The organism is Streptomyces sp. HUAS TT11, assembly GCF_051553595.1.
In the GTDB taxonomy this organism is placed as follows: Bacteria; Actinomycetota; Actinomycetes; order Streptomycetales; family Streptomycetaceae; genus Streptomyces.
Genome location: NZ_CP196184.1, coordinates 7,224,324 through 7,250,343, shown reverse-complemented (window position 1 = coordinate 7,250,343; position 26,020 = coordinate 7,224,324). Strand labels below are relative to the sequence as shown.

Below are 26,020 nucleotides of genomic sequence, written 5' to 3'. Positions count from 1 at the left end.
GACCGCACGTTCATGAGACGGCCCGGCCCGGGGCCCGTCGTCGCACGCGCACCGTCCGCTTGAGGGTGGATCGAAGCGGCGCCCGGTGCGCGGGTACGACAGCGGGTTCCGGGGCTCCCGGGGAATGCGGAGGAGCCCGTGGGCGCCGGCGCTTCTACAGCAGATACGCCGGTGTGCCCACGGGCAACGTAAATCGGAACTCCGCCCCGCCGCCGCGGGCGCGGCCGACCGTGATGCTGCCGCCGTGGGCCTCGACGATCCCCTTGACGATGTACAGCCCGAGGCCCGTGCCGCCACGCTTGCTGCCCCGCCAGAAGCGGGTGAAGACGCGGTTCATGGACTCCTCCGGGATGCCGGGCCCCTCGTCGCCCACCGTGACCGACGTGTCGGCGTCCTCCCCTTCGCGCGGGGACGCCGAAGGCGTGATCTCGATGGTGACGGTTCCCTCGCCGTGGCGCACGGCATTTTCCAGGAGGTTGCTCAGCACCTGGTCGATCTTGTCGGGGTCGGCCCACAGGGCGGGCAGCGGATGCTCCAGGCGCAGCAGGAAGCGGTCGGCGGGCTGGCCCGCGGCGACATAGGCCTGGATGTGCCGTCCCACCGCCGCCCCTATGTCGACGGGCTGGCGCCGCACCTCCAGCCGCCCGGAGTCGATGCGTGAGATGTCCAGCAGCTCGGCGATCAGCCGCGTCACCCGGTTCGCGTCGGCGTCGACGGTCTCCAGCATCAGCCGCTTCTGGTCGTCGGTGAAGCGTTCCCACTTGGCGAGCAGGGTCGCTGTGAACCCCTTGACGGACGTGAGCGGCGAACGCAGCTCATGGGCCACCGTGGCGATCAGCTCGGCATGGCTGCGCTCGGTACGGCGCCGGGCCTCGGTGTCGCGCAGACAGACCACGACGTGGCGTACCGGACCGGTGGGACGGTCCCGTACATAGCGCGCGGAGACGAGCACCTCCCTGCCTCCCGGCAGCAGCAGATTGCGCTCGGGCTGCCGTACCCGGATGGCGAGGCCGCCGTAGGGATCGGTCAGCTGCCACCAGCGCCGCCCCTCCAGATCTTCCAGGGGCAGCGCCTGGTCGAGGCGCCGGCCGAGCGCCTCGGCGGCGGGCGTGGCGGTGATCCGGGCGGCCGCGGCGTTGAAGCAGATCACTCGGCCGTGCTCGTCGGCGATCACGAGGCCGTCGGGGAGGTCGTCCGGGTCGATGCCGAGCTCGGCGAGATCACCGCGCAGGGACGCGGGCGTACGGTCCGCGTCACGTGCTCCCGGTGCTCTGCTCGTGCCGATCATCCCCGTACCCCACCTCTCATCCGGTGTGGGGGTTCCTCCCCGAGAGCTGGCGGAGGGGCCCCCGAGCCCGCCACCCTACTAGCCGGGGGTGACGGAACGGCACCCTCCGGCGGCGCGCTGTGCACGAGCGGACGCGTAGAGACATACGGCGGCGGCGGTCGCAAGGTTCAGACTCTCGGCCTTTCCGTGGATCGGCACGCGCACGACGGCATCGGCCAGCGTCCGGGTCTCCTCCGGAAGCCCCCAGGCCTCGTTGCCGAACACCCAGGCGGTGGGCCCGCCCATGGTGCCCTCGTCCAGTTCGTCGTCGAGGTCGCGGTCCCCCGCCCCGTCGGCGGCCAGGATCCGCACGCCGGCCTTCTTCAGCCCGCTCACGGCGTGCTCGACGGGGACGCCGACGGCCACGGGCAGATGGAACAGGGAGCCGACGGAGGCCCGGACGGCCTTCGGGTTGTAGAGGTCGACCGAGGCGTCGGTGAGGACGACGGCATCGGCCCCGGCGGCGTCCGCGCAGCGCAGGACGGTCCCGGCGTTCCCGGGGTCCCGGACATGGGCGAGCACCGCGACGAGCCGCGGGCGCGCGCTCAGGATCGTGTCGAAGCCGGTGTCGAGGAACCGGCAGACCCCCACGAGGCCCTGGGGCGTGACGGTGGTGGAGACGTCGGCGATGACCTCTTCGGCCGCCAGGTGCACCCGGGCTCCGGCGTCGCGTGCCGCCCCGACGATGTCGGGATACCGCTCCGCGGCCTCGGGGGTGGTGAAGAGTTCGACGAGGGTGGCCCTGCCGTCGGCCCGGTGCCCGGCGGCCTCCCGCACGGCCTGCGGCCCCTCCGCGAGGAACAGCTGCTCCTTGCCCCGGAAGCTCCGCCTGCCGAGCCGCCGGGCGGCACTGACGCGGGGAGAGCGGGGGGAGATCAGCTCGACGGCCGGGGGCATGCGGTCCACCTTCGATGGGTCGGGGTTTGTTGTCCGCCGCGACGCGACGCCCGCCCGGCGGCGGGTCCGGTGCCTCGTGCCGTGCAGGCGGTGCGGGGGACGCCTCTCCTGCGTCGCGGAACGCAGTCGGACCCGCAGGCTGCACAGCCTGCGGGTCCGTACGATCACGTCGGCGCGGCCGACGCAGCGCCGTCGTGTGGTTACGCCGCCTTGGGCGCGTTCACGTCCGCCGGCAGCGCCTTCTGGGCGACCTCGACGAGCGCGGCAAAGGCGCGGGCGTCGTTGACGGCCAGCTCGGCGAGGATCTTGCGGTCGACCTCGACGTTGGCGGCCTTCAGACCCTGGATGAAGCGGTTGTACGTGATGCCGTTGGCGCGGGCAGCGGCGTTGATGCGCTGGATCCACAGCTGACGGAAGTCGCCCTTGCGCTTCTTGCGGTCGTTGTAGTTGTAGACCAGCGAGTGGGTGACCTGCTCCTTGGCCTTGCGGTACAGGCGCGAGCGCTGACCGCGGTAGCCGGAGGCCTGCTCGAGGATCGCCCGGCGCTTCTTGTGGGCGTTGACTGCCCGCTTGACGCGTGCCACTTGTTTGACTCCTTGTAGCGGGGCCGCGGTGGTACTCACGCGGCCCGGGTTCGATTGGGTCCCGGTCCTGACGAACGGCGCGCTCAGATCGGACGATCAGGCGCCGTCACGTCACTTGCCGAGAAGCTTCTTGATCTTCTTGGCGTCGGCCGGGGCCATCTCGGCGTTGCCGGTGAGGCGACGCGTCAGACGGGACGACTTGTGCTCGAGCAGGTGGCGCTTGCCGGCGCGCTCACGGAGCACCTTGCCGGAGCCGGTGATCTTGAAGCGCTTGCTGGCACCGCTGTGCGACTTGTTCTTCGGCATAGCGCCGTTCTCTCCTCGTCGGTGGCGCTCCGGTGCCCGGTCGACGAAACCGGGCACGTCGGAGCGTCGCTCTTGTATCGGTTGGTCCTGGGACTGACGTCCCGGGGGTCACGCCTCGGCGGAAGCCTCGGCCGGGGCCTCGCTGATCTCGGCCTCGGCGGCGTTCTGCGAGCGGCCCGGGTGGGCCTTCGCCTCGGCCTTGCGGGCCTCCTGCGCCTGACGAGCCTCGGCCATGGCCTCGGTCTTCTTCTTGTGCGGACCGAGAACCATGATCATGTTCCGGCCGTCCTGCTTCGGGTTCGACTCGACGAAGCCGAGGTCCTGGACGTCCTCCGCGAGACGCTGCAGCAGCCGGTAGCCCAGTTCGGGCCGGGACTGCTCGCGACCGCGGAACATGATCGTGATCTTGACCTTGTCGCCCTGCTTGAGGAACCGGACGACGTGACCCTTCTTGGTGTCATAGTCGTGCGGGTCGATCTTCGGCCGGAGCTTCATCTCCTTGATGACCGTGTGCGCCTGGTTCTTGCGCGCCTCACGGGCCTTCATGGCCGACTCGTACTTGAACTTCCCGTAGTCCATGAGCTTGCAGACGGGCGGACGGGCGTTCGCCGCGACCTCGACCAGGTCCAGGTCGTACTCCTGCGCAAGCTCCAGGGCCTTGGCAAGCGGCACGATGCCCACCTGCTCGCCGCTGGGACCGACAAGTCGCACCTCGGGAACGCGAATCCGGTCGTTGATGCGGGGCTCGGTGCTGATGGATCCTCCTCGGTAGCACCACCACGACCGTCTGGCGGACAGCCGCGTATGTCTGGTTGACATGGGACCCAACCGTCGCGGCACAAGAAAAATGCCCCGAACGGTACACAGGCGGGGCTCCAAAGCATCCGGAGCACCGCCGCGGGTGAACCGCGGGGCGCGCATTCGGGCGACTCCACCGTCCGTACGGAACGGTGGTGGCCGCCTGACCGGTGACCCGCCGCCCCGGAGGACGGTCAGGTGGGAGATCGGAGCCTCCACTTGTGGGCCGGGCACTGCCATGTCCGGCCGGTCGTCACACAAGGTTAGCAGCTCCCCGTGAGTGGTGCGAACCGGCGTGCACCGGGCATCCGGCGCCCCCGTCCACGGTCCGCGCCCGGCCCCCTCCCGAGGACGGCGGTCACCCGGCCTGGGCCTATCGTGTGGGGCATGAGTGACACCTCCCCCGAGGGATCCCCGGCTTCCGCAGAATCCCCGGCCGCCGCCGGGAGTCCCGACTTCGACGACATGACCCGTGACATCGCGGAGGTCCCCGCCGTCGAGGTGCTCGTGACGGTCGCCGTCAATCTGATGAGCGCCGCCGCCGTGAAGCTCGGTCTGACCGAGGAGGGCGACAAGTACAAGGACCTCGACGAGGCCCGCAAGCTGGTGCACGCCCTGGCCGGTCTGCTCGACGCCAGCGCGACGGAGATCAGTTCCTTCCACGCGGCCCCGCTGCGCGACGGCCTGAAGTCGCTCCAGCTCGCGTTCCGCGAGGCGTCGGTCGTCCCCGACGAGCCGGGCCAGGGCCCGGGCGAGAAGTACACCGGTCCGGTCTACGGCTAGTCCGAAGTACAGCGGTCCGGTCCACGGCCGGCGCGGGGACCGCGCCCCGTTCAGCCGCGGACGAACAAGGGCTCGCCCGAAGGCGCCGCCTCGGCCGGCAGTACCGCCAGGTCGAGGCCGTGCACCAGGCGGGCCCTCAGTGTCTCGTCGGCCGCCATCCGCCGCGCCACGGCGCCGGCGGCCTCGGCCGGCACCGCGCCGGGTGCCAGGACGAGCGCCAGGATGCCGTCCGCCTGTCCGGGGCCGAGGTAGGCGCGCAGCACGCCGGGCTCACCCGCCACGGCAGCCCGTACGGCGCCGGTCACGGCGGGATCGGTGAGCGGATCCGTCGTCGTACGGCCCTCGGCGAGCGCCAGCAGCGTCGGGCCGGACAGTTCGAAGGGCACCGGACCCGACATGTCGAGCACGATCGTGTCGGCCTTCTCGTGCACGGCGGCCTGCAGCGCCTGGTGCACGGGGACCGCGACGGGGCGGGCCTGCGGGTCCCAGCGGGCCAGCGACTCGGTGGACGTGAAGGCGGGCAGGGCGGTCCGGCCGCCGGCCTTCAGCGTGGGCACGGCCATCTCGCTCGTCTTCTCGCGGCGCAGTACGCCCCCGTGGCCCTCGTGGGCGACCTCTTCCACCTCACCGAGGAGGGCGACCACGGGAACGAGGAGCCGCGCGCTCTTCAGGGCCTCCAGCACGGGCCCCACGGCGGTGCGGTCCTCGGCCCACGCGGCGAGCGCCGCGCTCAGCCGGGGGTCGGCGGAGCCGTCGTCGTCGGAGAAGCCGGAGTCGGGAATGTTCTTGTTCGCCACGGACCGACCCTATCGGGGGGTCTCCGCCGAGCCGGTGCCGACCCCGGACCCCGGCGGCCGGCCGCTTCACGGATTTCTCAGCGATTACTGACACGGCTCTCATGCCCGTCCCACGGTGCGCACAGGACCGCTTTCGAGCATCGCGGGCATGGAGTCCCACAGAGTCGCCCGTCGCCGTCGCGCCCGGTCCTCCCGAAGCCGCCAGGTCCTCTCCGCGGTGCTGGCGTCGGCCGTCGTCGTCGGCGGCACCGCGGCGGGCACGGTGTATGTGCGGGCGCACGCCGACGGCGGCGCCGTATCGTCGCAGTCGTCGGTGACGCCCTCGGCGTCGGCCTCGGCGAGCCGGGAGGCATCGGTGGAACCTGCGGCGGAACCCTCGGACGACCGGGACGCGCTGCTGGAGAAGGCCATGAGGGCGGTGGCCGTCGAGCACGGCGCCGACGTGGCCGTGGCGGTGCTCGACCTGGACTCCGGTGACAGTGCCCGCTACGGCGACGGCGCCTTCGACACGGCGAGCATCGTGAAGGTCGACATCCTGGCGGCGCTGCTGCTCCGGGCGCAGGACGCGGACCGGCGGCTGACCGCGCAGGAGAAGGCGTACGCCACCGCGATGATCGAGGACAGCGACAACGACTCCGCCTCCGCGCTGTGGACCGCGATCGGACGAGCGGACGGGCTCGCCCGCGCCAACAAGCGCTTCGGCCTGACGGACACCACGGGCGGTGACGGCCCGCTGTGGGGCCTGACGCAGACGACCGCGGACGATCAGCTCATCCTGCTCCAGCAGGTGTTCGGGGACGGCTCCGAGCTGACCGACGCCTCCCGGACGTATCTGCAGGGGCTGATGGGCGACATCGCGGCGGACCAGAGCTGGGGTGTGTCGGCGGCCGCGGACGATGCCGGGTGGGCGCTGAAGAACGGCTGGCTGGCGCGCAGCACGACCGGACTGTGGGACGTCAACAGCATCGGGCGGATCACGGCCGACGGCCGCATCTATCTGGTGGCGACGCTGTCGAACGGCAACTCCACCAAGGAGAAGGGGATTTCGCTGGTGGAGGCGGCGGCTCGGGCGGCGGTTTCGGCGTTCGCCTGACGAAGGCGCCCCGTCAACGGCCCCACGGCCGGGTCCGGTTGCGCCACAGCACCACGGACGTGACCAGCAGCGCCGCTCCCAGGCCTCCCGCCAGCGGGCCGGCCCAGCCCGGGGAGTTCGACCGGTCCCCGGACGTGTCGGGACCCGGGCCGAAGTACTTGCCGCCGTACGCCGCCGCGTGCAGGCCCTCGGGTTTCAGATGCGCCGCCGCCTTGATGGCCGCCGCGGGGTCGATGAAGCCGAAGCCGCGGGAGTCGTCGCGCCCGCCCTTGGGGGCGTTGCGTGCCGTCCTCTCCAGCAACTGCTTGACCTGGGCCGGGGACAGGCCCGGATGGGCGGCCTCGATCAGTGCCACGGCGCCCGAGACGAACGCGGACGCCGCACTGGTACCCCAGCCCTCGTAGTACTTGCGGTCGGGGTCGGCGATGACGACGTCGACCCCGGGCGCGCTGACGGTGGCGTACCAGCGGCGGGTGGAGAACGAGGCGCGGGTGCCGTAGCGGTCCACGGCGGTCGCCGCGATGACGCCCGGATAGGCCGCCGGGTAGGAGATGTGGTCGCCCTTCTCGCCGCCGTTGCCGGCCGAGGCGACGACGACGGCGCCCTTCTTCAGCGCGTACTGCACCGCCTCGTCCTCGGACGCCTCGGGGTGCGCGGACTTGGAGTCGTCGCCTAGGGAGAGGTTGATGACGTCCGCGCCGTGGTCGGCGGCCCACCGAATGCCCTCGGCAAGGGCGTTGCCGCGCGTGTTGCGGGCCTTGGTGCGGCCGGGGTCGCCGTCCTCGAGGATGACCCGGACGGGGAGGATCCTGGCTTCGGGGGCGATGCCGACGACGCCGTCGGCGTCCCCGGCGCCATGGCCGTGACCGGCGATGATGCCGGCCATGGCGGTACCGTGCCGGGCCCAGGAGCGATCGCCGCGCTCGGCGCCGAAGCCGACCAGGTCCTTGCCCGTCAGGACGTTGCCGGCCAGGTCGGGATGGGAGGAGTCGACACCGGTGTCGAGGACGGCGACGGTGATCCCCTTGCCCTTGGTGGTCTGCCAGGCCTGCTGGGCGTGCAGGGCGTCGAGGGCCCACTCCTGGGCGCGTATCCCGTCGGCGTACGCCACGGTGGAGGGCAGCACCACGAAGGAGCCGGCGAGGAGCAGGGTGAGGAACCGGGCTCCGGCGCCACGGACACTCATGACGGCTTCTCCGTGGCCGAGGTGACGGTCTTTCGGAGGGCGGCCCCGACGCGGTCGGCGAGTCCGGCCGACTCGAAGCCGAGGCCCGCCTGGGCGGGGGCCGTGGTGGCGCCGGTCGCCGTGGCCGGCGCGGAGGGCTGCGGCTCGGTGACGGTGCGGCCGTCGGCGAAGCCGGAGACGGAGTAGACGACGACGGGGGCGTCGGTGCGGACCGAGATCGTCCAGGAGGCGCGCTGGGCGTCGCCGAACCTCTCGGCGACGGTGCCCTTCACGGCGTAGGGGCGGGGCATCAGATCGGTGCGCCGGTCCAGGCCTTCCTTCCGGAAGCGGCTGTTGAGCGCGGCCATGGCGGTGGCGTCGGCCCGGGTGAACAGCAGGCCGACCGTGGTGACATGGCTGCCGGTCGTGTCCGTGTAGGTGGCGCGCAGCAGCCGCAGACAGCCGACGGGGGCGAGGGCCTTGCGCAGCAGGGGGTCGAAGGCGGCCTTGCAGGTGCCGTCCGGGGCGACGGCGACCCTGGTCCAGGTGCGGTCGGCACCGCCGGGGCCCGCGCCCGGACCCTGGACGGTGGGCGGGAACAGCTGGTCGACCGGGATGTTGTGCCACAGGCTCCCGGCGACGGCGAAGGCGTCCCGAGCTCCCTCCCCCGAGCCGTCCCCGGTGAGCCAGCTCCCGGTCACGGCACCGCCGATGAGCCCGAGGCCGAGGACCAGGCAGGCGGCCGCGGCGGCGACCCGGGGGTGCACCCGGCTGCCGAGGACAGGACGGCGCCGGGTGCCGGCCGCGGATGTGTCCGGCTGGGCAAGGGTGGTGACGAACGGGCGCGGCGCGGCGGGACCGGTCTCGTCCCGCCGGACCCTGAGGCGCGCCGTCGTCTCCACGATGCCCTCCGTGGGCAGGGCGGCGCGCGGCGGGGGCACCGCCTGCGCGTCCGCGCCGCGCGGCGCGGCACCGGCGGACGGAGGCTCGTCGGGGAAGCGCGAGGACGCCGTGGGCGGGGGCGGACCGTACGGCTGGGTGCCGCGGTCGAGGCGCAGGTTCGGGAACCGGGGGGATTCCGCTGTGCGGCGCGGTGGCGCACCCCCCGCCTCCGACGAGCCGGTGTCGGCGGCCGAGGACGCACTCGGGGGCGCGCCCTCGGCACCGTGCCGGTAGGGATTCACGGCGGGCCGGCTCGGGCGCCCGTCGGCAGCGGCGGAGGACACCGCTCCCCCACCGGCCGGTGCCTGCCCGGCGCCGCCCGGGGGGGCGTCCGGCCGGCCGCGGTTTCCCGTCCTGTCGGCCTGCTCGGGAAGCGGTGGCGGCGGGAACGGGACCGCACCGGCGGACGGCACCCGGGGCGCGTCGGCACGGTGTCCCACGGGCGGGTGTTCGGGCCGGGGCGGTACGGATCCGGGGGTGCCCTCGTGCCACGCCGACCGGGGCGGCTCCTGCGGGGCGGGAGGCGTACGGTCCGGCCGTGCGGGCGCCTCGTCCGGCGAGGTCGGCGGGTGGGGCGGGGTCGTGGGGCGCGGAGGAAGGGAGGCGCGGTGCGCTTCCGTGCTCATGCACCCCCCGTTTCCTCGTGGCCGGCCCGCCCCGGAGTCCCCGGGGGTTCGACCGCCCACCGGGAGCGGCCGGTCCTGCGGGGTGCGGGACCGCCACCCCGTCCCGGGCAGGCATACCCGCGCGGACGGGCACCCATCCCGGCCGTGCGCTCCCGGGCGGGCACGACGCGTTCCCCGCGTGCGCGTCACTCTACGGGTTGAACGCCCTCGAACGGGAACCAGTCCGCAGCACCGGGGCATCTGCCCGGATCGTCCCCCTACCCTGCGGTAATCGCATCTGGCAGGCTGCGTTCATGACTGCCCGCGCCGCAGACAGGGCCCGGTACGACCGGGCCACCGCCGACCTCGACGCGCCCGTCGCGATCGTGGATCTGGACGCGTTCGACGAGAACGCCGAGGACATCCTGCGCAGGGCCGGCGGCAAGCCGGTCCGCGTCGCCAGCAAGTCCGTCCGCTGCCGTGCTCTGCTCGAACGCGTGCTGGCCCGGGAGGGCTTCGCGGGCGTCATGTCCTTCACCCTGGCCGAGTCCTTGTGGCTGGCCCGGTCCGGTTTCGACGACGTCCTGCTCGCCTATCCGTCGTCCGACCGGCAGGGCTTCGCCGAGTTGGCCGGCGATCCGAAGCTCGCCGCCGCGGTGACGGTGATGATCGACGACCCGGCGCAGTTGCGCCTCATCGACGGCGCCCGCCGGGGCGGCACCGAGGAGGTGCGCGTCTGCCTGGAGCTGGACACCTCGCTGAAGCTGCTCGGCGGGCGCATACGCGTCGGGGCGCGGCGCTCGCCCCTCCACTCCCCCGACCGGATGGCCGAGACGGCCCGTGCGGTGGCGCGCACGCCCGGTTTCCGGCTGGTGGGGATCATGGCGTACGAGGGCCACATAGCCGGCGTCGGCGACGCGGTGGCGGGGCGGCCGGTGCGGTCGCGGGCCGTCCGGCTGATGCAGGCAGCGGCGCGCAGGGAGCTCGCCGGGCGGCGGGCGGAGGCGGTGCGCGCCGTCCGTTCCGTGGTGCCGGACCTGGAGTTCGTCAACGGCGGCGGCACGGGCAGCGTCCAGTACACGGCCGCCGAGGACGCGGTGACGGAGATCGCGGCGGGCTCGGGGCTGTACGTGCCGCGGCTGTTCGACAACTACACCTCGTTCCGCGGGCGTCCGGCCGCGCTGTTCGCCCAGCCGGTCGTGCGCAGGCCGGGGGTCGGGGTGGTGACGGTGCTCGGCGGCGGCTATCCCGCGTCGGGTGTCGCGGGCCCCGACCGGCTGCCCGTCCCGTATCTGCCGGAAGGCCTGCGGTACGACCCGCAGGAGGGTCCGGGCGAGGTGCAGACGCCGCTGCTCGGCGCACCCGCCGACGACCTGCTCATCGGCGACAAGGTGTGGTTCCGGCACGCCAAGGCCGGGGAGCTGTGCGAACGGTTCGCCGAGCTCCACCTGGTGGAGGGCGACAGGGTCACGGCGACGGTGCCGACCTACCGCGGTGAGGGGCACACCTTCCTCTGAGGCGGGCCGGGCGTCAGTGCCCGGGGCCGATGCTGCCGCCCACTCCTCCGCTCGCCGCCGCGTCGCCGACCGGTCTGATCCCCTCGGTGATCCTGTCCATGTCGGGCAGCGGCGGACCGTCCGGGACCGCGTCGAAGGCGAAGCGGACGACGACCGGTGTCTGTGAGCCCGCGCTGGAGGGGAACGCCAGGGACTCGACACAACCGCCGGGCCCCTTCGCGGTGTTGACGCGCCAGCGTACGAAGTACCCGACCCGGCCCGCGACCGCGACCTGGCCGGACGCCAGCAGCCGGTGGGAGGTGACACCGCCGTAGGGCCGGTTGCCGATCAGGTCGCGGTCGTACTCCTCGTGCGCGGCGTCGGCGATGTCGCCCTCGGCGATCGACTCCGGGGACGCTCCGGGCGCGGACGTGGCGGTGCGCGACAGGACCCGGCCGCGGTGGCAGAAGCCGGGGTCGCCGGGGCAGTCGTACACGCCCGGTGTGGTCAGCACGACGTCGTCCTCGGCGACGTTCTCGGCTCTCACCCACCCCTTCGGCACGGGGAAGGTGATGCCGTTGAGATCGTCGAGGACGACGGTCGGGTCGCCGGTTGCCGAGGGCGCCGCAGCCGGCGGTGACACGTCGCTCGCCGGTGCCGGAGCCGAGGCCGTGGCGGACGGCTCGGCCTGGGCCGCCCCGTCACCGTGGTGTCCGAGGACGACGACGCCGGTGACGACGGCGGCGACGAGGACGGCCCCGGCCGTCAGGAGCGCGATCACCCCGGCACGCCGGGGCTCCCGGCCGTCGGGCGGCTCCGGCGGCGGCGCCTGCGGCACAAGCGCATCGGGTTGCCGCCGGTGGTCGGTCCAGGTGGCCCCGTCCCACCAGCGTTCGGTGAGCGGGTACGACGGATCCCGATACCAGCCGGGCGGGGGCGCACTGCTCATCCCGGCCACTGTAGGCCGTGCCGGGAACCGCGACACGGGGCCGGCGGCAACTCGCTCAGAACACCGTGTCCTGCTGGTCCGGGACGACCGAGCCGTCGCGCCTCAGGACCGGACCGCGGCCGCCGTCCGGCCTGTTGTAGGCGGTCGTCGAGCACGGATAGGGGGCGGGCCTGCGCGGCAGCGGCTCGATGAACATGGGGTTGATCAGCCAGCGACCGTCGGCGTCGTCGTACGCCCTGCACATCAGTTCGTCCTTGTTCCGGTTGATCACCAGATGGACGCCGGTGGCGTCGCCGACGAACGTGACGTCGGTGTCGGCGTCGCCCGCCGCGAGCACCGGCCGGTGTTCCACGCGCTGCCGGTGCCACGCGGCCGCGCCCCGGACGCCGTAGATCTCCTGGTTGATCCAGCAGCGCTTGCCTTCGATGTACGGGATGACCTCGCCGCGGCTCGCGGGCACCCCGCCGCAGCCCCGGGTCAGGGTGGTGATCCGGCCGCGGCGGTCGAGGACCGGGCGGATCGCGACGGTGTGCGCCGGGTCGACGCCGACACCGCGCGACCACACCTCGGTGACGGGTTCGAAGCCGGCGGAGACGATGTACACGTCGAACCCGGCCTGGTGCAGCGTGCGGATCAGGTCGCGCTGCTGGGCGTAGTAGCGGACGTACGCCGGAACCGTGTGCGTGCCGAGGACCCGGGTCGCGCCGACGGGTGCCGCGAGGTCCCGGGCGCGGGCGCTGCGGGCGTACGCGGAGACGTCGGCGAGGGTGTGGCCCGCGAAGAGCTGCGGGACCCATGCGTACTGCGGGACCGTGCGCCGGTGGTTCCAGCGGCCGGCGAAGGCGGCGCCGCCGCTCATGGTCCTGCCGTTCTCGTAGATCTCGAGGATCTCGTCGGTGCAGCGGGGTTCGCTGGAGGTCGGCAGCGGCGCCCCCACGGGGGTGCCGGTCCCGCACGCCTCGGTGAGGGCCCGGTCGGCCTCGTCGGTGAGCCACTGGCTGGTGTGCTTCCAGCGGGCCGGGCGCAGGATCTTGTCGTGCCCGAGGGCCCAGTAGAGGGTGGCGTCGGTGACGTCGTTCTTGGTCACCGTGTTGTCCCAGTCGAAGACGGCCACCGGGCCGGGGGCGGACTCGGAGCACGTGCCCCGCTCGTCGATCAGCCGCTGCAGGCGCTCCCGGTTGTCGCCGTACCAACTCTCCTTCAGGCGGGGGCACTTCGTGGGAGGGGCGGTGGCGGCGGCCGGCGAAGGCGTCGCGGCCGCCGCCAGGACGGCGGCCGCGACGAGGGTCCACGCATAGAGGTGTCTCATATGGCGTGGACCATACCCTTTGCCCTTAAAGGGGCGTGACGTACGCGCCCGAGATGCCGCCGTCCACAAGGAAATCGGTGGCGTTCACGAAGGAGGAGTCGTCGCTGGCGAGGAACGCGACCGCCGCGGCGATCTCCTCGGCCTGCGCGAACCGGCCGACCGGGATGTGCACCAGGCGGCGCGCGGCGCGCTCCGGGTCCTTGGCGAACAGCTCCTGAAGAAGCGGGGTGTTGACCGGCCCGGGGCACAGGGCGTTGACCCGGATGCCCTCACGGGCGAACTGCACGCCGAGTTCCCGGGACATGGCGAGCACCCCGCCCTTGGACGCCGTGTAGGAGATCTGCGAGGTGGCCGCCCCCATCCGGGCGACGAACGACGCCGTGTTGATGATGGAGCCCCTGCCCTGACGCCGCATGTAGGGGATGGCGGCCTTGCAGCACAGGTAGACGGACGTCAGGTTCACCTCCTGGACCCGCTTCCACGCCTCGAGGCCGGTGTCCAGGATGGAGTCGTCGTCCGGCGGCGAGATCCCCGCGTTGTTGAAGGCGATGTCGACGCTGCCGTAGGTGTCGTGGGCCGCCCTGAAGAGCGCCTCGACCTGCTCGGGATCGGTGACGTCGACCTTCACGAACAGCCCGCCGACCTCCTCGGCGGCCGCCTTGCCGCGGGTCTCGTCGATGTCCCCGCACACCACACGGGCCCCCTCGGAGGCGAGCCGTCGCGCGGTGGCGAGACCGATGCCGCTGCCGGCACCGGTGATGACGGCGGTACGGCCGACCAGTCGGCGGCAGATGGTGTCCGATGTCTGAGCGGTCACTGTGCGGGGCCCTCCGTGCTGATGAAGACGTTCTTGGTCTCGGTGAAGGCGGTCAGGGCGTCCGGGCCGAGTTCGCGGCCGATCCCCGACTGCTTGAAGCCGCCGAAGGGGGTCCAGTAGCGGACGCTGGAGTGGGAGTTGACGGACAGGTTGCCCGCACGGACGGCCTGGGAGACACGCAGCGCGCGGCCGACGTCCCGCGTCCAGATGGAGCCGGAGAGGCCGTACACGGTGTCGTTGGCCAGGCGGATCGCGTCGGCCTCGTCCTCGAAGGGCAGCACCACGGCGACCGGTCCGAACACCTCCTCGAGGGCCACCGGGGCCTGCGGGCCGACCCCGGTGAGAACGGTGGGCGGGAACCAGAAGCCGGGGCCCTCGGGGGCCTTGCCACGGATGCCGGGCGCATCGGCTGCCACGTACGAACGCACCCGGTCCAGCTGCGCCCTGGAGATCAGCGGGCCCATCTGGGTGCTCTCGTCGGACGGATCGCCGACCCGGACCGACTCGACCGCGGGGGCGAGGAGGTCGAGGAAGCGGTCGTACGCCGAGCGCTGGACGAGGATGCGGGTGCGGGCGCAGCAGTCCTGGCCGGAGTTGTCGAGGAACGACATCGGCGCGGCGGCCGCGGCGGCCTCCAGGTCGGCGTCCGCGAACACGATGTTGGGGCTCTTGCCGCCGAGTTCCAGGGTGACGCGCTTGAGGAGGGCGGAGCCCTTCGCCAGCACCTGTGTGCCCACGGCCGTGGACCCGGTGAAAACGATCTTCGACACACCCGGGTGCTCGACGAGCGCGTTGCCCGCGACGGGGCCGTGGCCCGGCAGCACCTGGAACAGGTCCTCGGGCAGACCGGCCGCCAGGGCGAGTTCGGCCAGGCGCAGGGCGGTGAGCGGGGTCGTCTCGGCGGGTTTGAGGATCACCGCGTTGCCCGCCGCGAGCGCCGGTGCCGTGCCCCACGCGGCGATCGGCATCGGGAAGTTCCAGGGGGCGATCACGCCGACCACGCCCAGCGGCTCGAGGATCGTGATGTCGAGGCCGCCGGGCACCGGGATCTGACGGCCAGTCAGGCGCTCCACTCCCCCGGCCGCGTAGTCGAGCAGGTCGCGGACGTTGCCCGCCTCCCAGCGGGCGTTGCCGACCGTGTGCCCGGCCTCGCGGACCTCCAGCCGGGCCAGCTCCTCGAGGTGGTCGTCGACCGCCGCGGCGAACCGGCGCAGCAGCCGGGCACGGTCGCCGGGAGGGAGCGCGGCCCACCGCGACTGCGCCCGCGCGGCCCGCCCGACGGCCGCGTCCACGTCGGCCGCGGTGGCGGCGGGGACGGTGGCGACGACCTCCTCGGTGGCCGGATTGAGTACCTGCAGATCGAGCTCGTTCGGCACGAAAGGACCTTTCACATGCGTTCGAAGGAGCGGCGCAGCTCCCAGTCGGTCACCGCGGCGTCGAAGGCTGCCAGTTCGACGCGGGCCATGTTGCGGTAGTGCGCGACCACCTCGTCGCCGAAGGCGGCCTTGGCGACGGGGCTGTTCTCCCAGAGCTCGGCTGCCTCGCGCAGCGTGGTGGGCACGTGCTCGTGCTCGGCCGTGTACGCGTTGCCCGGGCACGGCTCGGGGAGCTCCAACTCCTGCTCGACGCCGTACAGCCCGGCCGCGATCATCCCGGCGACCGCGAGGTGCGGGTTGACGTCACCGCCGGGCAGGCGGTTCTCGAAACGCAGGGAGCGGCCGTGGCCGACGACCCGCAGGGCACAGGTGCGGTTGTCGTACCCCCAGGCGACGGCGGTCGGGGCGAAGGATCCGGCCTGGAACCGCTTGTAGGAGTTGATGCCCGGCGCGTAGAGGAGCGAGAAGTCCCGGAGCGCGGCGAGCTGCCCCGCGAGGAAGTGCCGCATGGTCTGCGACATCCCGCCGGGAGCACCGGGCGAACCGGCCATGACGTTGCGGCCGTCCGCGTCGGCGAGCGAGAGATGGATGTGGCAGGAGTTGCCCTCGCGCTCGTTGTACTTGGCCATGAAGGTGATCGAGACGCCCTCCTGGGCCGCGATCTCCTTCGCACCCGTCTTGTAGATCGCATGCTGGTCGCAGGTGACCAGGGCCTCGTCGTACCGGAACGCGATCTCGTGCTGGCCCGGATTGCACTCGCCCTTGGCGGACTCCACCGTCAGGCCCGCGCCCGCCATCTCGTTGCGGACGCGGCGCAGCAGGGGCTCGATCCGTCCGGTGCCGAGCACCGAGTAGTCGATGTTGTACTGGTTGGCCGGGGTCAGGCCCCGGTAGTTCGCGTCCCAGGCCTGCTCGTAGGTGTCCTTGAAGACGATGAACTCGAGCTCCGTGCCGACCTGGGCGGTGAGTCCGAGGGCGGCGAGGCGCTCCGTCTGGCGGCGCAGGATCTGACGGGGGGCGGCCACCACGGGGGAGCCGTCGTTCCAGGCGAGATCGGCGATGACCATGGCCGTGCCCTCGTTCCAGGGCACCCGGCGCAGGGTGTCCAGGTCCGGCCGGAGGGCGAAGTCGCCGTAGCCGCGGTCCCAGGAGGACATCTCGTAGCCGTCGACCGTGTTCATCTCGGTGTCGACGGCGAGGAGGTAGTTGCAGCCCTCCGTGCCGTGCTCCAGGACCTCGTCGAGGAAGAACCGTGCGGCGAACCGCTTGCCCTGGAGCCGCCCCTGCATGTCGGGGAAGGCCAGCACGACGGTGTCGATCTCGCCGCCCGCGACGAGGGCGTGCAGCTCCTCGACGCCGAGCGGGGGTGTGCGGTGTGCCACGGGAGGTCTCCTTCGGTCCGCCGAGAGCCATAAGGTATTTCCGGGAACCATTTCTTGGGAAGGGGGCACGGCCTGATGTCGCAGGCGGAACCCGGGGGCGGCTCCGTGCAGGACCGGCTGACGCCGGTGCTGCGGCCCGTGCGGGCCGGCAACGGCTTCGAGGAGGCCCTGGAGCAGATCCTCCAGGTCGTCCGGCTCGGGCTGGTGCCCGCCGGTGAACGACTGCCCGCGGAGCGGGAGCTGGCGGAGCGGCTGGGCATCAGCAGGGTGACACTGCGCGAGGTGCTGAAGGTGCTCCAGGACCAGGGTCTTGTGGAGTCGCGGCGGGGACGGTACGGCGGCACGTTCGTGCTGCCCCGCCTCGACACGGGAGGTCAGGACGAACTGCGCCGGCGCACCGAGAAGGTCGACATCGAGGACGTGCTGCGGTTCCGCGAGGTACTCGAGGTGGGGGCGGCGGGACTGTGCGCGACGCACGGCCTCACGGCGGAGCAGGCCGGCCGCCTGCGGGAGGCGCTCGCGCGCACCCAGGACGCCCCGCTCCTCGAGTACCGGCGGCTGGACACGCTGCTGCACCTGACCCTGGCCGGGCTGGGCGGCTCACCGTCGCTGACCGCGCAGTACGCGGCCGTGCGGGCGACGGTGAACGACCTGCTGGACTGCATCCCCCTGCTGGTGCGCAATCTCGAGCACTCCCAGCGGCAGCACGAGGCGCTGGTGGAGGCGGTCCTCGACGGGGACGCGGACGGGGCGCGGGAGATGATGCGCGAGCACTGCGCGGGCACTGCGGCGCTGCTGCGGGGCTTCTTGGCATAGCCCGGCGCACAAAGGTATGAATGTGTTCCATTGAACCCCGGGAGGCCCGCGTGGCGGCACGACCGCTGATCGGCGTGAGTACGTATGTGGAGGCCGGCACGCGCTGGGGCGTGTGGGAGCTGGAGGCGGCGCTGCTGCCCGTGGGCTATCCACGGCTGGTGCAGCGGGCCGGCGGACTCGCCGCGATGCTCCCGCCGGACGGTCCTGCGCACGCGGTGGCGACGGTGGCCCGGCTGGACGGTCTGGTGATCGCGGGCGGCCCGGACGTCGACCCGGCACGCTACGGCGCGCAGCGCTCGGCGCGGACCGGCCCTCCCGCGGCCGAGCGGGACGCATGGGAACTGGCCCTGATCGAGGCGGCCCTGGCCTCCGGCACACCGCTGCTCGGCATCTGCCGGGGGATGCAGCTGCTGAACGTCGCCCTCGGCGGCACGCTCGTCCAGCACATCGACGGGCATGTCACACAGGTCGGGGTGTTCGGCCGGCACAAGGTGGATCCGGTGCCGGGAACCCGGTACGCGCAGGTGGCGCCGGAGCCGGTTTCGGTGCCGACGCACCACCATCAGGCGGTGGACCGGCCGGGAGACGGCCTGATGGCCTCGGCGTACGCGGCGGACGGCACGGTGGAGGCGGTGGAACTGCCCGGCGCCGACTGGGTGCTGGGCGTCCAGTGGCACCCGGAGATGGACGACGACCTGCGGGTGATGCGGGCGCTGGTACGGGCCGCGGCCGGTGATCCGAGTCAGGGATTCTCCGACTCGGACCACTAGCCGCGGGTCAGAGCCAGCAGGTCGCGGCCGGGACCCGCCGGCCGGTGGCCGGTGCGCCACACCGCGCGCAGGTCCCGGTCCAGCCGCACGTCCACGACCGGGACGCCCACCAGCCGGCGGGCCGCGAGTTCCTCGCCCACGGCCAGCTCGCTCAGGACCGCGGGACCGGCCCCGCTGACCGCGGAGGCCTTGACCGCCGTCGTCGAGGACAGCTCGAGGAGGGGGCGGGCCAGACCACCGAGCGCCGCGTCCAGCACCTGGCGGGTGCCCGAGCCCTCCTCACGCAGGATGAGCGGTGTCGAGGCCAGCTCCGCGGCCGACAGCGGGCGCCGGCGGCGCGCCCACGGATGCCCGGGCGCCGTCACCACGATCAGCCGGTCGTGCCCGACCACCGTCTCGTCCAGACCCGCCGGCACGGACAGGCCCTCCACGAAACCCAGGTCGGCCTCGTCCGCGAGCAGCCGCGCCGCGACCGCCGCCGAGTTCCCGGCCAGCAGCGACACCGCCGTGTCCGGCCGCCGGCCACGCAGTGCGATCAGCCAGCCCGGCAGCAGGTACTCCGCGATCGTCATGCTCGCCGCCACCCGCAGCCGCGAGTCCCGCCGGCCCCGCAGCGCCTGCGCGCCCGCGTCGAACGCCTCGGCCGCCTCCACGATCCGCCGCGCCCAGTCGGTGACGAGCGCTCCGGCGTCGGTCAGCCGTGAGCCCGCCGGGGAACGGTCCACCAGCGCCACGCCCAGTTGCCGCTCCATCGACCGGATCCGGCTGCTCGCCGCGGGCTGGGTGATGCCCAGCTCCCGCGCCGCCCGCCCCAGGCTGCCCAGCCGGGCCACCGCGAGCAGCAGCTCGAGCGCCCCCAGCTCCGGCACCCGGTGCGCGAGTCCGGCGACGGAACGCCCAACGTCCTCACTCATAAACTCACCTTATGCCCCCATAGAGAAGCAGCCCCTGGTCAGGGGCCCGTTTCGGCGCCACCGTGGGGACATGGTCTTCGCAGCCCCGTCCCTCGCCCTGCCCGCACCACGTCGGCGCGCCACCGCCGTCCGGCACCTCGGCCCGAACTGGTACGCCGCCGTGATGGGAACGGCGATCGTGGCGACGGCGGGCGCGGGACTGCCCGGCTTCGCACAGGAGGCCGGGCTGCGCACGGTCTGCGCGGCCGTCTGGGCGCTGTCGTCCGCCCTGCTGCTCGCCCTTCTCGGCGCCCGCGCGCTGCACTGGACCCATCACCGCGACCAGGCGCGCGCCCATCTGCTCGACCCCGCCATGGCGCCCTTCTACGGTTGTCTGGCCATGGCCCTGCTGGCCGTGGGCGGCGCCACCCTGGTCGTCGGCCGGGACTGGATCGGGGCGGGCCCGGCCCTCGCCGTGGACACCGTGCTCTTCACCGCCGGTACGGCGGTCGGTCTTGTCGTCGCCGTCGCCGTGCCGTACCTGATGGTCGCCCGGCACCGCATGGAGCCGGGCCAGGCCTCCCCGGTCTGGCTGCTGGCCGTGGTCGCGCCCATGGTCTCGGCGGCCCAGGGCCCGCTGCTGGTCCCGCATCTTCCGGCCGGTCAGGCCCGGGAGACGCTGCTGCTCGCCTGCTTCGCGATGTTCGGGCTGAGTCTGCTGGCCACCCTGGCGCTGCTGCCGTCGATCCTCTCCCGGCTCATCACCGCGGGCCCGCCCCCGCTCCTCCAGACCCCGGCCCTGTTCCTGGTGCTCGGCCCGCTGGGCCAGTCGGCGACGGCAGCCGCCGCGGCCGCGAACGCGGCGACGGGCGTCGTCCCGGCACCGTACGACCGGGGATTCGGCGTGTTCGCCCTGCTCTACGGTGTCCCGGTGCTGGGCTTCGCCCTGCTGTGGCTGGGGCTCTCCGCCGCGCTGGTGGTGCGGGCCCGCCGCCGCGGCATGGGTTTCGGGATGACCTGGTGGGCGTTCACCTTCCCGGTCGGCACCTGCGTCACGGGCGCGGAGGCGCTCGCCCGGCGCACCGGCCTCATGGCCCTGGACGGGCTCGCGATCGGCCTGTACCTGCTGCTCGTGGCCGCCTGGGCGGTCATCGCCCTGTGCACGGGCCGGGGAGTCGTCAGCGGACGGCTGCTCGCAGCGCCTCGCTGACGACCCGCGGCGCCCGGGCCAGCGACGGCCCGTACCAGGTGAGATGGCGCCCGCTGACGAGCACGCAACGGGCTCCCTCGAAGGCCTCGGGGCCGTCGTCCGCCGTGAAACGGTACGGCTCGTCGGGCAGAACCACGAGATCGGGCGCCGCGTCCCGCAGTTCCGGCAGGGGGATGCGCGGATAGCGCTCGGGGTGGGTCCCGTACAGATTGTCCACGCCCAGCCGGGCCAGGACGTCCCCGGCGAAGGTGTCCCGGCCCAGCACCATCCAGGGCCGCCGCCACACCGGAACGACGGCGGTGCTCCGCGTCGTCGGCTCCGGGAGCCCCGACCAGGCCGCCCTGGCCTGTGCAAGCCAGCGCGGCGGGACGGTCGCCCCGCAGGCGGTGACGACCCGCTCCAGCTCGTCGAAGGCCTGCGGGACGGTGCGCACCTCGGTGACCAGGACCTCGAGGCCCGCCGCGCGCAGGGCGTCCAGGTCCGGCTCCCGGTTCTCCTCCTCGTTGGCGACCACCAGATCGGGGGCCAGCCGGACGATCCGCTCGACGTCCGGGTTCTTGGTTCCCCCGATCCGGGTGACGTCGAGACCGGCCGGACGGGTGCACCAGTCCGTGGCGCCCACCAGGGCGCGCGGCACGGAGGCGGCCACGGCCTCGGTCAGCGACGGCACGAGGGAGACGACACGTACGTCGGGCATGACGGTGAGTATTCCAGCGGGGCGCGCCCCCGCGCGCCTGCGGAACGGGCCGGCCCGCCGCACGGGCCCGTCGTCGGGGCCTGCCGACGCGTGTCAGGGTCCTCCGGGCCGTGTCAGCGCCGCCTGGAGGCGTCCTCGATGGCCTCGATGTGGTCCGCGACCGCGACCACGACCACACGGGTCTCCGGCTCCGTCGCCCGCCAGCGGTGACGCACCCCGCCGCTCAGGTAGAGCGTGTCCCCGCGCCCGAGCCGGTGCGCCCGGCCCTCCGCCTCGACCTCGACGGCGCCGTCGACGACGTACATCAACTCGTCGTTGCGGTGCTGGAACTCCCGGCCCTCGTCGTGATCGCCGATGAACTCCATCGCGTGCAGCTGGTGGTGGCCGCGCACCAGGGGGCGCATGCGGGCCGCTCCGGGCGCGACCTCGTCGTCGTCGGCACGCAGCACGTCCACACTGCACGCCGGGTCGGCGGCCGCGAGCAGTTCGACGGCGGTGGTGCCCAGGGCGTCGGCGATGCGCTCCAGGGAGGGCCGGCTCGGCCGCGCCCGCTCGTTCTCGACCTGGCTGAGGAACGGGACCGACAGACCGCTGCGCTCGGCCACGACGGCAAGGGTGAGCTCCAGCGTCCGGCGCCGTCGCCGAACGGCGGCGCCCACCCGAAGGGGCTGTTCTTTGCGGTCGCCCATCGCTCCGGCTCCCTCCCTCGCTCGTCGGTCCGCTGCCCTGCCCGGCGGGCGTGTCGCCGCCGTCCGACGGTTCACCGGTCATTGCTTCTGTTGAGTTGTCTGCACCCTACGCATGTTCGGCAAACCGTTTCATGCGCCCGTCACATCGCTGTCACATACAAGAGTGGTGAAGGCAGCGGTTCGCGCCACCGGACGAGCCGTCCCGCCGACCGGCGCGCGCCTCCCCCGTACGGGGGTGAAACCCCTGACCACACGGGTGGAGCAGGCTTCGCGACCCGTTGCACCACCAGGGCGGGCGGTGCGACGCCGAAGGCCGTGGACGGCGCCAAGGCCGACGGATCCGGACAACCCCGGCGGGACCGCCGGCCCCGGGAGCAGCACAACAGGACCGAGGGGCGCCGAAACGGTGTTCGGCGCCCCTCGTCGCAGGGCTGAGCGGTCCGTGCGGTCGTGGACCCGCCGGGGTTGTCCGGATCCTTCCCGTACGGCAGTACGAAACGGTCCGCTGGGACTACTGCGGCGTCATCCGCTCCACCATGTCCGGGTGCTGCTTCAGCCAGGCGGCCACCGCGTCCTCCTCATGGCCCTGGCCACCGCGCTTGACCTCGCTCTCCAGGCTGCCCAGCTCGGCCTCGCTCATTCTGAAGTTCTTGATCCACTTCGTGAGCTGCGGGTACTGGTCCGGGAACGACCGGCCGGAGATGGTCCGGATGGTGTTGCCCTCGCCGAACAGCTTCTTGCCGTCCTGGAGCTTGGTCAGCTTGTACTCGCTGTAGGCCCAGTGCGGGGACCAGAGGACCACCGCGACCGGCTCCTTCTTGGCGTAGGCGCGCTTGAGCTCGGCGAGCATCGCGGGCGTGGAGCCGTCGACGACCTTGTACTCCTTGTCGAGGCCGTAGCCGGGCAGCACCTTCGTCTTGAGCAGGTTCATCTCGCCGGTGCCCGGCTCGATGCCGATGATCCTGCCGCCGAAGGTCTTCGCCTTGCCCTTGAGGTCCTCGAGGGACTTGACGTCCTTCACGTAGGAGGGCACGGCGATCTCCAGCGAGGTCGGCCGGTACCAGGTGCCGAGGTCTCTGAGGTCGTCCTTGCTCTTGTCCCAGTAGTTCTTCTGGGCGTGCGGCAGCCACGCGTCGAAGTTGAGGTCGAGGTCGCCCGATGCCAGGCCCGTGTAGACGGGACCGACGTCCATCTGCTTGAGGTTCAGCCGGTAGCCGCGCCGCTCGAGGACGTTCTTCCACAGGTAGGTGACGGCCACGTCCTCGTCCCAGGGGAACCAGGCGACGTCCAGCGCGCGCTTCGCCTCGGCCGGGGTGCCGGTGGCGGACTTCTGGACGGGGGCGAGCTTGTCGACGATGCCGGGGTTCTTCTTCAGCCAGGCGCGCACCGCGTCCTGCTGCCTGCCCTGGCCGGACCGGTTGATCTCCGCCTCCAGGCTGGTGAGCTGCTTCTCGTCCATCCTGAAGTTCTTCAGCCAGTTGCCGACGACCGGGTTGTCCTGCGCGAAGCCCTTGCGGGAGAGGGTGTGCACGGCGTCGCCCTTGCCCCAGGCGCCCTTCGGGTCCTTGAGCTTCTTCAGGTCGTAGTCGTCGTACGCCCAGTGCGGCGACCACAGCGTGACGACGACGGGCTCCTTCTTGGCGTAGGCGCGCTTGAGCCCCGCGAGCATCGCGGGCGTGGAGCTGTCGACGACCTTGTACTCCTTGTCGAGGCCGTACTGCTTGAGGACGGTGCTCTTGAGCAGGCTCATCTCGCCGGCGCTCGACTCGATACCGGTGATCTTGCCGCCGAACGTGGCGGCCTTGCCCTTGAGGTCCTCCAGCGAGTCGATGCCCTTCATGTACGAGGGCACGGTCAGCTCGAGCGAGGTCGGGCTGTACCAGGAGCCCACGTCGTCGAGCCGGCTGCCGTACTTCTTCCAGTACTGCTCGTGCGTGGTCGGCAGCCAGGAGTCGGTCTCGAAGTCGATGTCGCCCTGGGCGAGGGAGGTGTAGAGCGGTCCGGCGTCGAACTGTTTGACGTCGACCTGGAACCCGCGCTGCTCGAGGATCTCCTTCCACAGGAACGTGGAGGCGACTCCCTCGTCCCACGGTATGTACCCGATGCTGACCTTCTTGCCCTGGCCGACGTTCTGCGCGTCGGACGCGTCGGCGGCCTTGTCCCCGCCGCCGAAGATGCCCATGCCTCCGGCGACGAGCGCCAGGACGACCACGCCGATCACGGCCACGGCGGGCCGGGGACGGTAGTTCCAGATCTGCAGCCCCCGTGCGGCCCGCAGCCGGGCCGCGGCACGCCGGCCCAGCGGGGAGACCTGGGTGCCGAGCGCGCTGGTCATCCGGTCCAGGTAGATCGCCAGGATGACGATGGCGACCCCGGCCTCGGAGCCGAGACCCACGTTGAGCTGGCCGATCGCCTCGTTGACGTCGCCGCCGAGGCCGCCGGTGCCGACCATGCCGGCGATCGCCGCCATGGACAGGCCCAGCATGATCACCTGGTTGACGCCGGCCATGACGGTGGGCAGGGCCAGCGGCAGCTGCACGCGCAGCAGCGTGCTGCGCGGGGTGGTGCCGAAGGCGTCGGCGGCCTCCACCAGCTCCTTGTCGACCTGGCGGATGCCCAGCTCGGTCATGCGGACGCCGGGCGCGAGGGCGAAGATCAGGGTCGCCACGATGCCCGCGGGGGCACCGGTGCCGAAGAACAGGATCGCCGGGATGAGGTAGATCATCGCCGGCAGTGTCTGCATGAAGTCGAGCACCGGCCGCACCAGCCCGCCGACCCGCCTGGAGCGGGCCGCCCAGATACCCACGGGCACGGACACCACGAGCGCGATGAGGGTCGCCACGAGGACGAGCGACAGGGTCACCATCGCGTCCTCCCACAGCTCCAGGGAGTCGATGAAGGCGAATCCCACGAAGGTGAGGAGACCGGCGGAGGTGCCCCGCAACCACAGGGCGATCACGGCGAAGATCGCCGCGAGCAGAAGCGGCTCGGGAGCCTGGAGGACGGCGTTGATGCCCTCGAAGGCGCCCTGGAAGACGGTCTTGCAGAAGTCGAACAGCCACGCCATGTGGTTCAGCAGCCAGTCGACCACGGAGTTGACCCAGTCGCCGAACGGGATCCTAGGCACGCGTGATCACCTTCCCGCCCTGGTCGTGCCGGGAGGCACAGGGCGTGGGCTCGTCCTCCCGGTCCCCGAGGAAGCCCACCAGACGCTGCCGCGGCACGACGCCCACGAGCCCCTCGCGCGGGTCGAGCACCGCGACCGGGTGCGTGAGGCGCGCGCTGATGGCGCACAGCTCCACGAACGGGGTGTCGGGCGTCGCGGTCTCACAGTCGCAGTCGGCCTCGTCGCCGCGGACCGAGGTGTCCATGACGGCGCCCGCGGTGAGCACCCGGGAACGGTCGACGTCCTTGGTGAAGGAGGCGACGTAGTCGTCCGCCGGGCGCACCAGGATGTCCTCCGCGGTGCCGATCTGCACGATGCGGCCGTCCCGCATGACGGCGATGCGGTCGCCGAGGCGCATGGCCTCGTTGAGGTCGTGGGTGATGAAGACGATGGTCTTCTTCAGGGTCTTCTGCAGCTCCAGGAGCTGGTCCTGCATATCGCGGCGGATCAGCGGGTCGAGCGCGCTGAACGACTCGTCCATCAGCAGCAGGTCGGCGTCCGTGGCGAGCGCGCGGGCCAGGCCGACGCGCTGCTGCATGCCACCGGACAGCTCGTCGGGCCAGGACTTCTCCCAGCCGGCCAGGCCACACAGGGCGAGCGCCTCGTCGGCACGCGCGGCGCGCTCGGCGCGGGGCACGCCCTGCACTTCCAGGCCGTAGGCGGCGTTCTCGCGAACGCTGCGGTGCGGGAAGAGCGCAAAGTGCTGGAAGACCATGCTGATCTTCCGCGAGCGGACCTCGCGCAGCTCGCGGGGACCGAGCGCGGTGAGGTCCTGGCCGTCGAAGAGCACCTGGCCCGCGGTGGGCTCCAGCAGCCCGTTGAGCATGCGCAGCAGCGTGGACTTGCCGGAGCCGGACAGCCCCATGACCACGAAGATCTGACCCGGGTCCACGGTGAAGGAGGCGTCGATCACGGCGGCCGTCGTGCCGTCGGCACGCAACTCTTCGCGGTCCGCTCCCTGCCGGAGCCGCTCCACCGCCTCGTCCGGTCGTCTGCCGAACACCTTGTACAGGTGCTCGGCTTCAAGCCTGGATGACACAGAAACCTCTCGTCTCGTGAACTCCGAGCCGCTGCAAACGATTGAATGTGCAACGGGCATCGCTCCGAGGCCGCGCCTGCCCCGGCTTTTATCCGGCAAACACATGAGTGATCC

The 26,020-nt window shown here is 72.5% G+C and carries 24 protein-coding genes; 6 read left to right on the top strand and 18 right to left on the bottom strand.

What is annotated here, in order from left to right; translation table 11 throughout:
• Nucleotides 1-154: 154 nt before the first annotated feature.
• The 5 genes from ACSHXN_RS32405 to infC form a co-directional block, all read right to left on the bottom strand.
• Complete coding sequence (locus ACSHXN_RS32405; RefSeq protein WP_355135484.1) at nt 155-1,288, bottom strand: sensor histidine kinase; 1,134 nt, start codon at nt 1,286-1,288, stop codon at nt 155-157.
• Nucleotides 1,289-1,366: 78 nt separating this feature from the next.
• Nucleotides 1,367-2,224: a TrmH family RNA methyltransferase gene (locus ACSHXN_RS32400; RefSeq protein WP_355135486.1), complete on the bottom strand. Its 858-nt coding sequence runs from the start codon at nt 2,222-2,224 to the stop codon at nt 1,367-1,369.
• A 200-nt stretch (nt 2,225-2,424) separates the two neighbouring features.
• A complete protein-coding gene (gene rplT, locus ACSHXN_RS32395) occupies nt 2,425-2,808 on the bottom strand; it encodes a 50S ribosomal protein L20 (RefSeq protein ID WP_059125646.1) in 384 nt (127 codons plus the stop codon).
• Between the two features lie 111 nt (nt 2,809-2,919).
• Complete coding sequence (gene rpmI / locus ACSHXN_RS32390) at nt 2,920-3,114, bottom strand: 50S ribosomal protein L35 (protein ID WP_059125647.1); 195 nt, start codon at nt 3,112-3,114, stop codon at nt 2,920-2,922.
• 108 nt (nt 3,115-3,222) lie between these two features.
• Entirely contained in the window at nt 3,223-3,933 is a 711-nt protein-coding gene (gene infC / locus ACSHXN_RS32385; protein ID WP_355135489.1) for a translation initiation factor IF-3, read from the bottom strand.
• Nucleotides 3,934-4,299: 366 nt separating this feature from the next.
• Here infC and ACSHXN_RS32380 point away from each other — a divergent pair, with 366 nt between their 5' ends.
• Nucleotides 4,300-4,695 (top strand): DUF1844 domain-containing protein, encoded by a 396-nt coding sequence (locus ACSHXN_RS32380; RefSeq protein ID WP_059125649.1) that lies wholly within the window; start codon nt 4,300-4,302, stop codon nt 4,693-4,695.
• A 50-nt stretch (nt 4,696-4,745) separates the two neighbouring features.
• Here the strand turns inward: ACSHXN_RS32380 and ACSHXN_RS32375 are convergent, their stop codons facing one another.
• A complete protein-coding gene (locus ACSHXN_RS32375; RefSeq protein WP_438304652.1) occupies nt 4,746-5,492 on the bottom strand; it encodes an SseB family protein in 747 nt (248 codons plus the stop codon).
• Between the two features lie 148 nt (nt 5,493-5,640).
• Between ACSHXN_RS32375 and ACSHXN_RS32370 the strand changes: the two genes are divergently transcribed.
• Nucleotides 5,641-6,585 carry a serine hydrolase gene (locus ACSHXN_RS32370; RefSeq protein ID WP_438304650.1) on the top strand — a complete coding sequence of 315 codons (945 nt, stop codon included), beginning with the start codon at nt 5,641-5,643 and terminating at the stop codon, nt 6,583-6,585.
• Between the two features lie 13 nt (nt 6,586-6,598).
• On the opposite strand, the gene mycP is transcribed toward ACSHXN_RS32370, so the two are convergent.
• Nucleotides 6,599-7,771 (bottom strand): type VII secretion-associated serine protease mycosin, encoded by a 1,173-nt coding sequence (gene mycP / locus ACSHXN_RS32365; protein ID WP_438304648.1) that lies wholly within the window; start codon nt 7,769-7,771, stop codon nt 6,599-6,601.
• The gene (locus ACSHXN_RS32360; RefSeq protein WP_355135497.1) at nt 7,768-9,318 is read right to left on the bottom strand and encodes a hypothetical protein; all 1,551 of its coding nucleotides are present in this window, start codon (nt 9,316-9,318) and stop codon (nt 7,768-7,770) included. Before ACSHXN_RS32360 ends, mycP begins: the two co-directional genes overlap by 4 nt.
• A 293-nt stretch (nt 9,319-9,611) precedes the next feature.
• On the opposite strand from ACSHXN_RS32360, the gene ACSHXN_RS32355 reads away from it, so the two are divergent.
• Nucleotides 9,612-10,814, top strand: a complete 1,203-nt coding sequence (locus ACSHXN_RS32355) for an amino acid deaminase/aldolase (protein WP_355135499.1) — start codon at nt 9,612-9,614, stop codon at nt 10,812-10,814.
• Nucleotides 10,815-10,827: 13 nt separating this feature from the next.
• Here ACSHXN_RS32355 and ACSHXN_RS32350 read toward each other — a convergent pair whose 3' ends face one another.
• The 5 genes from ACSHXN_RS32350 to ACSHXN_RS32330 are packed head-to-tail and all read right to left on the bottom strand — an operon-like array spanning nt 10,828 to nt 16,626.
• The gene (locus ACSHXN_RS32350; protein WP_438304645.1) at nt 10,828-11,742 is read right to left on the bottom strand and encodes a DUF2510 domain-containing protein; all 915 of its coding nucleotides are present in this window, start codon (nt 11,740-11,742) and stop codon (nt 10,828-10,830) included.
• Between the two features lie 55 nt (nt 11,743-11,797).
• Entirely contained in the window at nt 11,798-13,051 is a 1,254-nt protein-coding gene (locus tag ACSHXN_RS32345; protein WP_438304643.1) for a haloacid dehalogenase-like hydrolase, read from the bottom strand.
• A gap of 25 nt (nt 13,052-13,076) precedes the next feature.
• Nucleotides 13,077-13,868, bottom strand: a complete 792-nt coding sequence (locus tag ACSHXN_RS32340; RefSeq protein WP_355135505.1) for a 3-oxoacyl-ACP reductase — start codon at nt 13,866-13,868, stop codon at nt 13,077-13,079.
• Complete coding sequence (locus ACSHXN_RS32335; protein ID WP_356291126.1) at nt 13,865-15,244, bottom strand: aldehyde dehydrogenase family protein; 1,380 nt, start codon at nt 15,242-15,244, stop codon at nt 13,865-13,867. Before ACSHXN_RS32335 ends, ACSHXN_RS32340 begins: the two co-directional genes overlap by 4 nt.
• An 11-nt stretch (nt 15,245-15,255) precedes the next feature.
• Nucleotides 15,256-16,626 (bottom strand): glutamine synthetase family protein, encoded by a 1,371-nt coding sequence (locus tag ACSHXN_RS32330; protein ID WP_355135509.1) that lies wholly within the window; start codon nt 16,624-16,626, stop codon nt 15,256-15,258.
• Between the two features lie 75 nt (nt 16,627-16,701).
• On the opposite strand from ACSHXN_RS32330, the gene ACSHXN_RS32325 reads away from it, so the two are divergent.
• Nucleotides 16,702-17,442: a FadR/GntR family transcriptional regulator gene (locus ACSHXN_RS32325; RefSeq protein ID WP_355135511.1), complete on the top strand. Its 741-nt coding sequence runs from the start codon at nt 16,702-16,704 to the stop codon at nt 17,440-17,442.
• 20 nt (nt 17,443-17,462) lie between these two features.
• Nucleotides 17,463-18,212, top strand: a complete 750-nt coding sequence (locus ACSHXN_RS32320; RefSeq protein WP_438304640.1) for a gamma-glutamyl-gamma-aminobutyrate hydrolase family protein — start codon at nt 17,463-17,465, stop codon at nt 18,210-18,212.
• Here the strand turns inward: ACSHXN_RS32320 and ACSHXN_RS32315 are convergent.
• Nucleotides 18,209-19,126 (bottom strand): LysR family transcriptional regulator, encoded by a 918-nt coding sequence (locus ACSHXN_RS32315; protein ID WP_355135515.1) that lies wholly within the window; start codon nt 19,124-19,126, stop codon nt 18,209-18,211. The genes ACSHXN_RS32320 and ACSHXN_RS32315 overlap by 4 nt on opposite strands.
• 70 nt (nt 19,127-19,196) lie before the next feature.
• Between ACSHXN_RS32315 and ACSHXN_RS32310 the strand changes: the two genes are divergently transcribed.
• The gene (locus ACSHXN_RS32310; RefSeq protein ID WP_438304638.1) at nt 19,197-20,315 is read left to right on the top strand and encodes a TDT family transporter; all 1,119 of its coding nucleotides are present in this window, start codon (nt 19,197-19,199) and stop codon (nt 20,313-20,315) included.
• On the opposite strand, the gene ACSHXN_RS32305 is transcribed toward ACSHXN_RS32310, so the two are convergent.
• The 4 genes from ACSHXN_RS32305 to ACSHXN_RS32290 form a co-directional block, all read right to left on the bottom strand.
• Nucleotides 20,284-21,012 carry a helical backbone metal receptor gene (locus tag ACSHXN_RS32305; protein ID WP_438304636.1) on the bottom strand — a complete coding sequence of 243 codons (729 nt, stop codon included), beginning with the start codon at nt 21,010-21,012 and terminating at the stop codon, nt 20,284-20,286. The genes ACSHXN_RS32310 and ACSHXN_RS32305 overlap by 32 nt on opposite strands.
• Nucleotides 21,013-21,125: 113 nt before the next feature.
• Nucleotides 21,126-21,701: a helix-turn-helix domain-containing protein gene (locus ACSHXN_RS32300; protein ID WP_355135521.1), complete on the bottom strand. Its 576-nt coding sequence runs from the start codon at nt 21,699-21,701 to the stop codon at nt 21,126-21,128.
• Nucleotides 21,702-22,212: 511 nt separating this feature from the next.
• Nucleotides 22,213-24,828, bottom strand: a complete 2,616-nt coding sequence (locus tag ACSHXN_RS32295) for an ABC transporter permease/substrate binding protein (RefSeq protein WP_438304633.1) — start codon at nt 24,826-24,828, stop codon at nt 22,213-22,215.
• The gene (locus ACSHXN_RS32290; protein WP_355135525.1) at nt 24,821-25,906 is read right to left on the bottom strand and encodes a quaternary amine ABC transporter ATP-binding protein; all 1,086 of its coding nucleotides are present in this window, start codon (nt 25,904-25,906) and stop codon (nt 24,821-24,823) included. The genes ACSHXN_RS32295 and ACSHXN_RS32290 overlap by 8 nt, the downstream gene beginning before the upstream one ends.
• Nucleotides 25,907-26,020: the final 114 nt, after the last annotated feature.

What these genes read in the sequence shown, in the direction of transcription:
- ACSHXN_RS32405 (WP_355135484.1), bottom strand. Translation starts at nt 1,288, where the DNA reads ATGATCGGCACGAGCAGAGCACCGGGAGCACGTGACGCGGACCGTACG.
- ACSHXN_RS32400 (WP_355135486.1), bottom strand. Translation starts at nt 2,224, where the DNA reads ATGCCCCCGGCCGTCGAGCTGATCTCCCCCCGCTCTCCCCGCGTCAGT.
- rpmI (WP_059125647.1), bottom strand. Translation starts at nt 3,114, where the DNA reads ATGCCGAAGAACAAGTCGCACAGCGGTGCCAGCAAGCGCTTCAAGATC.
- infC (WP_355135489.1), bottom strand. Translation starts at nt 3,933, where the DNA reads ATGTCAACCAGACATACGCGGCTGTCCGCCAGACGGTCGTGGTGGTGC.
- ACSHXN_RS32380 (WP_059125649.1), top strand. Translation starts at nt 4,300, where the DNA reads ATGAGTGACACCTCCCCCGAGGGATCCCCGGCTTCCGCAGAATCCCCG.
- ACSHXN_RS32370 (WP_438304650.1), top strand. Translation starts at nt 5,641, where the DNA reads ATGGAGTCCCACAGAGTCGCCCGTCGCCGTCGCGCCCGGTCCTCCCGA.
- mycP (WP_438304648.1), bottom strand. Translation starts at nt 7,771, where the DNA reads ATGAGTGTCCGTGGCGCCGGAGCCCGGTTCCTCACCCTGCTCCTCGCC.
- ACSHXN_RS32360 (WP_355135497.1), bottom strand. Translation starts at nt 9,318, where the DNA reads ATGAGCACGGAAGCGCACCGCGCCTCCCTTCCTCCGCGCCCCACGACC.
- ACSHXN_RS32355 (WP_355135499.1), top strand. Translation starts at nt 9,612, where the DNA reads ATGACTGCCCGCGCCGCAGACAGGGCCCGGTACGACCGGGCCACCGCC.
- ACSHXN_RS32350 (WP_438304645.1), bottom strand. Translation starts at nt 11,742, where the DNA reads ATGAGCAGTGCGCCCCCGCCCGGCTGGTATCGGGATCCGTCGTACCCG.
- ACSHXN_RS32345 (WP_438304643.1), bottom strand. Translation starts at nt 13,051, where the DNA reads ATGAGACACCTCTATGCGTGGACCCTCGTCGCGGCCGCCGTCCTGGCG.
- ACSHXN_RS32325 (WP_355135511.1), top strand. Translation starts at nt 16,702, where the DNA reads ATGTCGCAGGCGGAACCCGGGGGCGGCTCCGTGCAGGACCGGCTGACG.
- ACSHXN_RS32320 (WP_438304640.1), top strand. Translation starts at nt 17,463, where the DNA reads ATGTGTTCCATTGAACCCCGGGAGGCCCGCGTGGCGGCACGACCGCTG.
- ACSHXN_RS32315 (WP_355135515.1), bottom strand. Translation starts at nt 19,126, where the DNA reads ATGAGTGAGGACGTTGGGCGTTCCGTCGCCGGACTCGCGCACCGGGTG.
- ACSHXN_RS32310 (WP_438304638.1), top strand. Translation starts at nt 19,197, where the DNA reads ATGGTCTTCGCAGCCCCGTCCCTCGCCCTGCCCGCACCACGTCGGCGC.
- ACSHXN_RS32305 (WP_438304636.1), bottom strand. Translation starts at nt 21,012, where the DNA reads ATGCCCGACGTACGTGTCGTCTCCCTCGTGCCGTCGCTGACCGAGGCC.
- ACSHXN_RS32300 (WP_355135521.1), bottom strand. Translation starts at nt 21,701, where the DNA reads ATGGGCGACCGCAAAGAACAGCCCCTTCGGGTGGGCGCCGCCGTTCGG.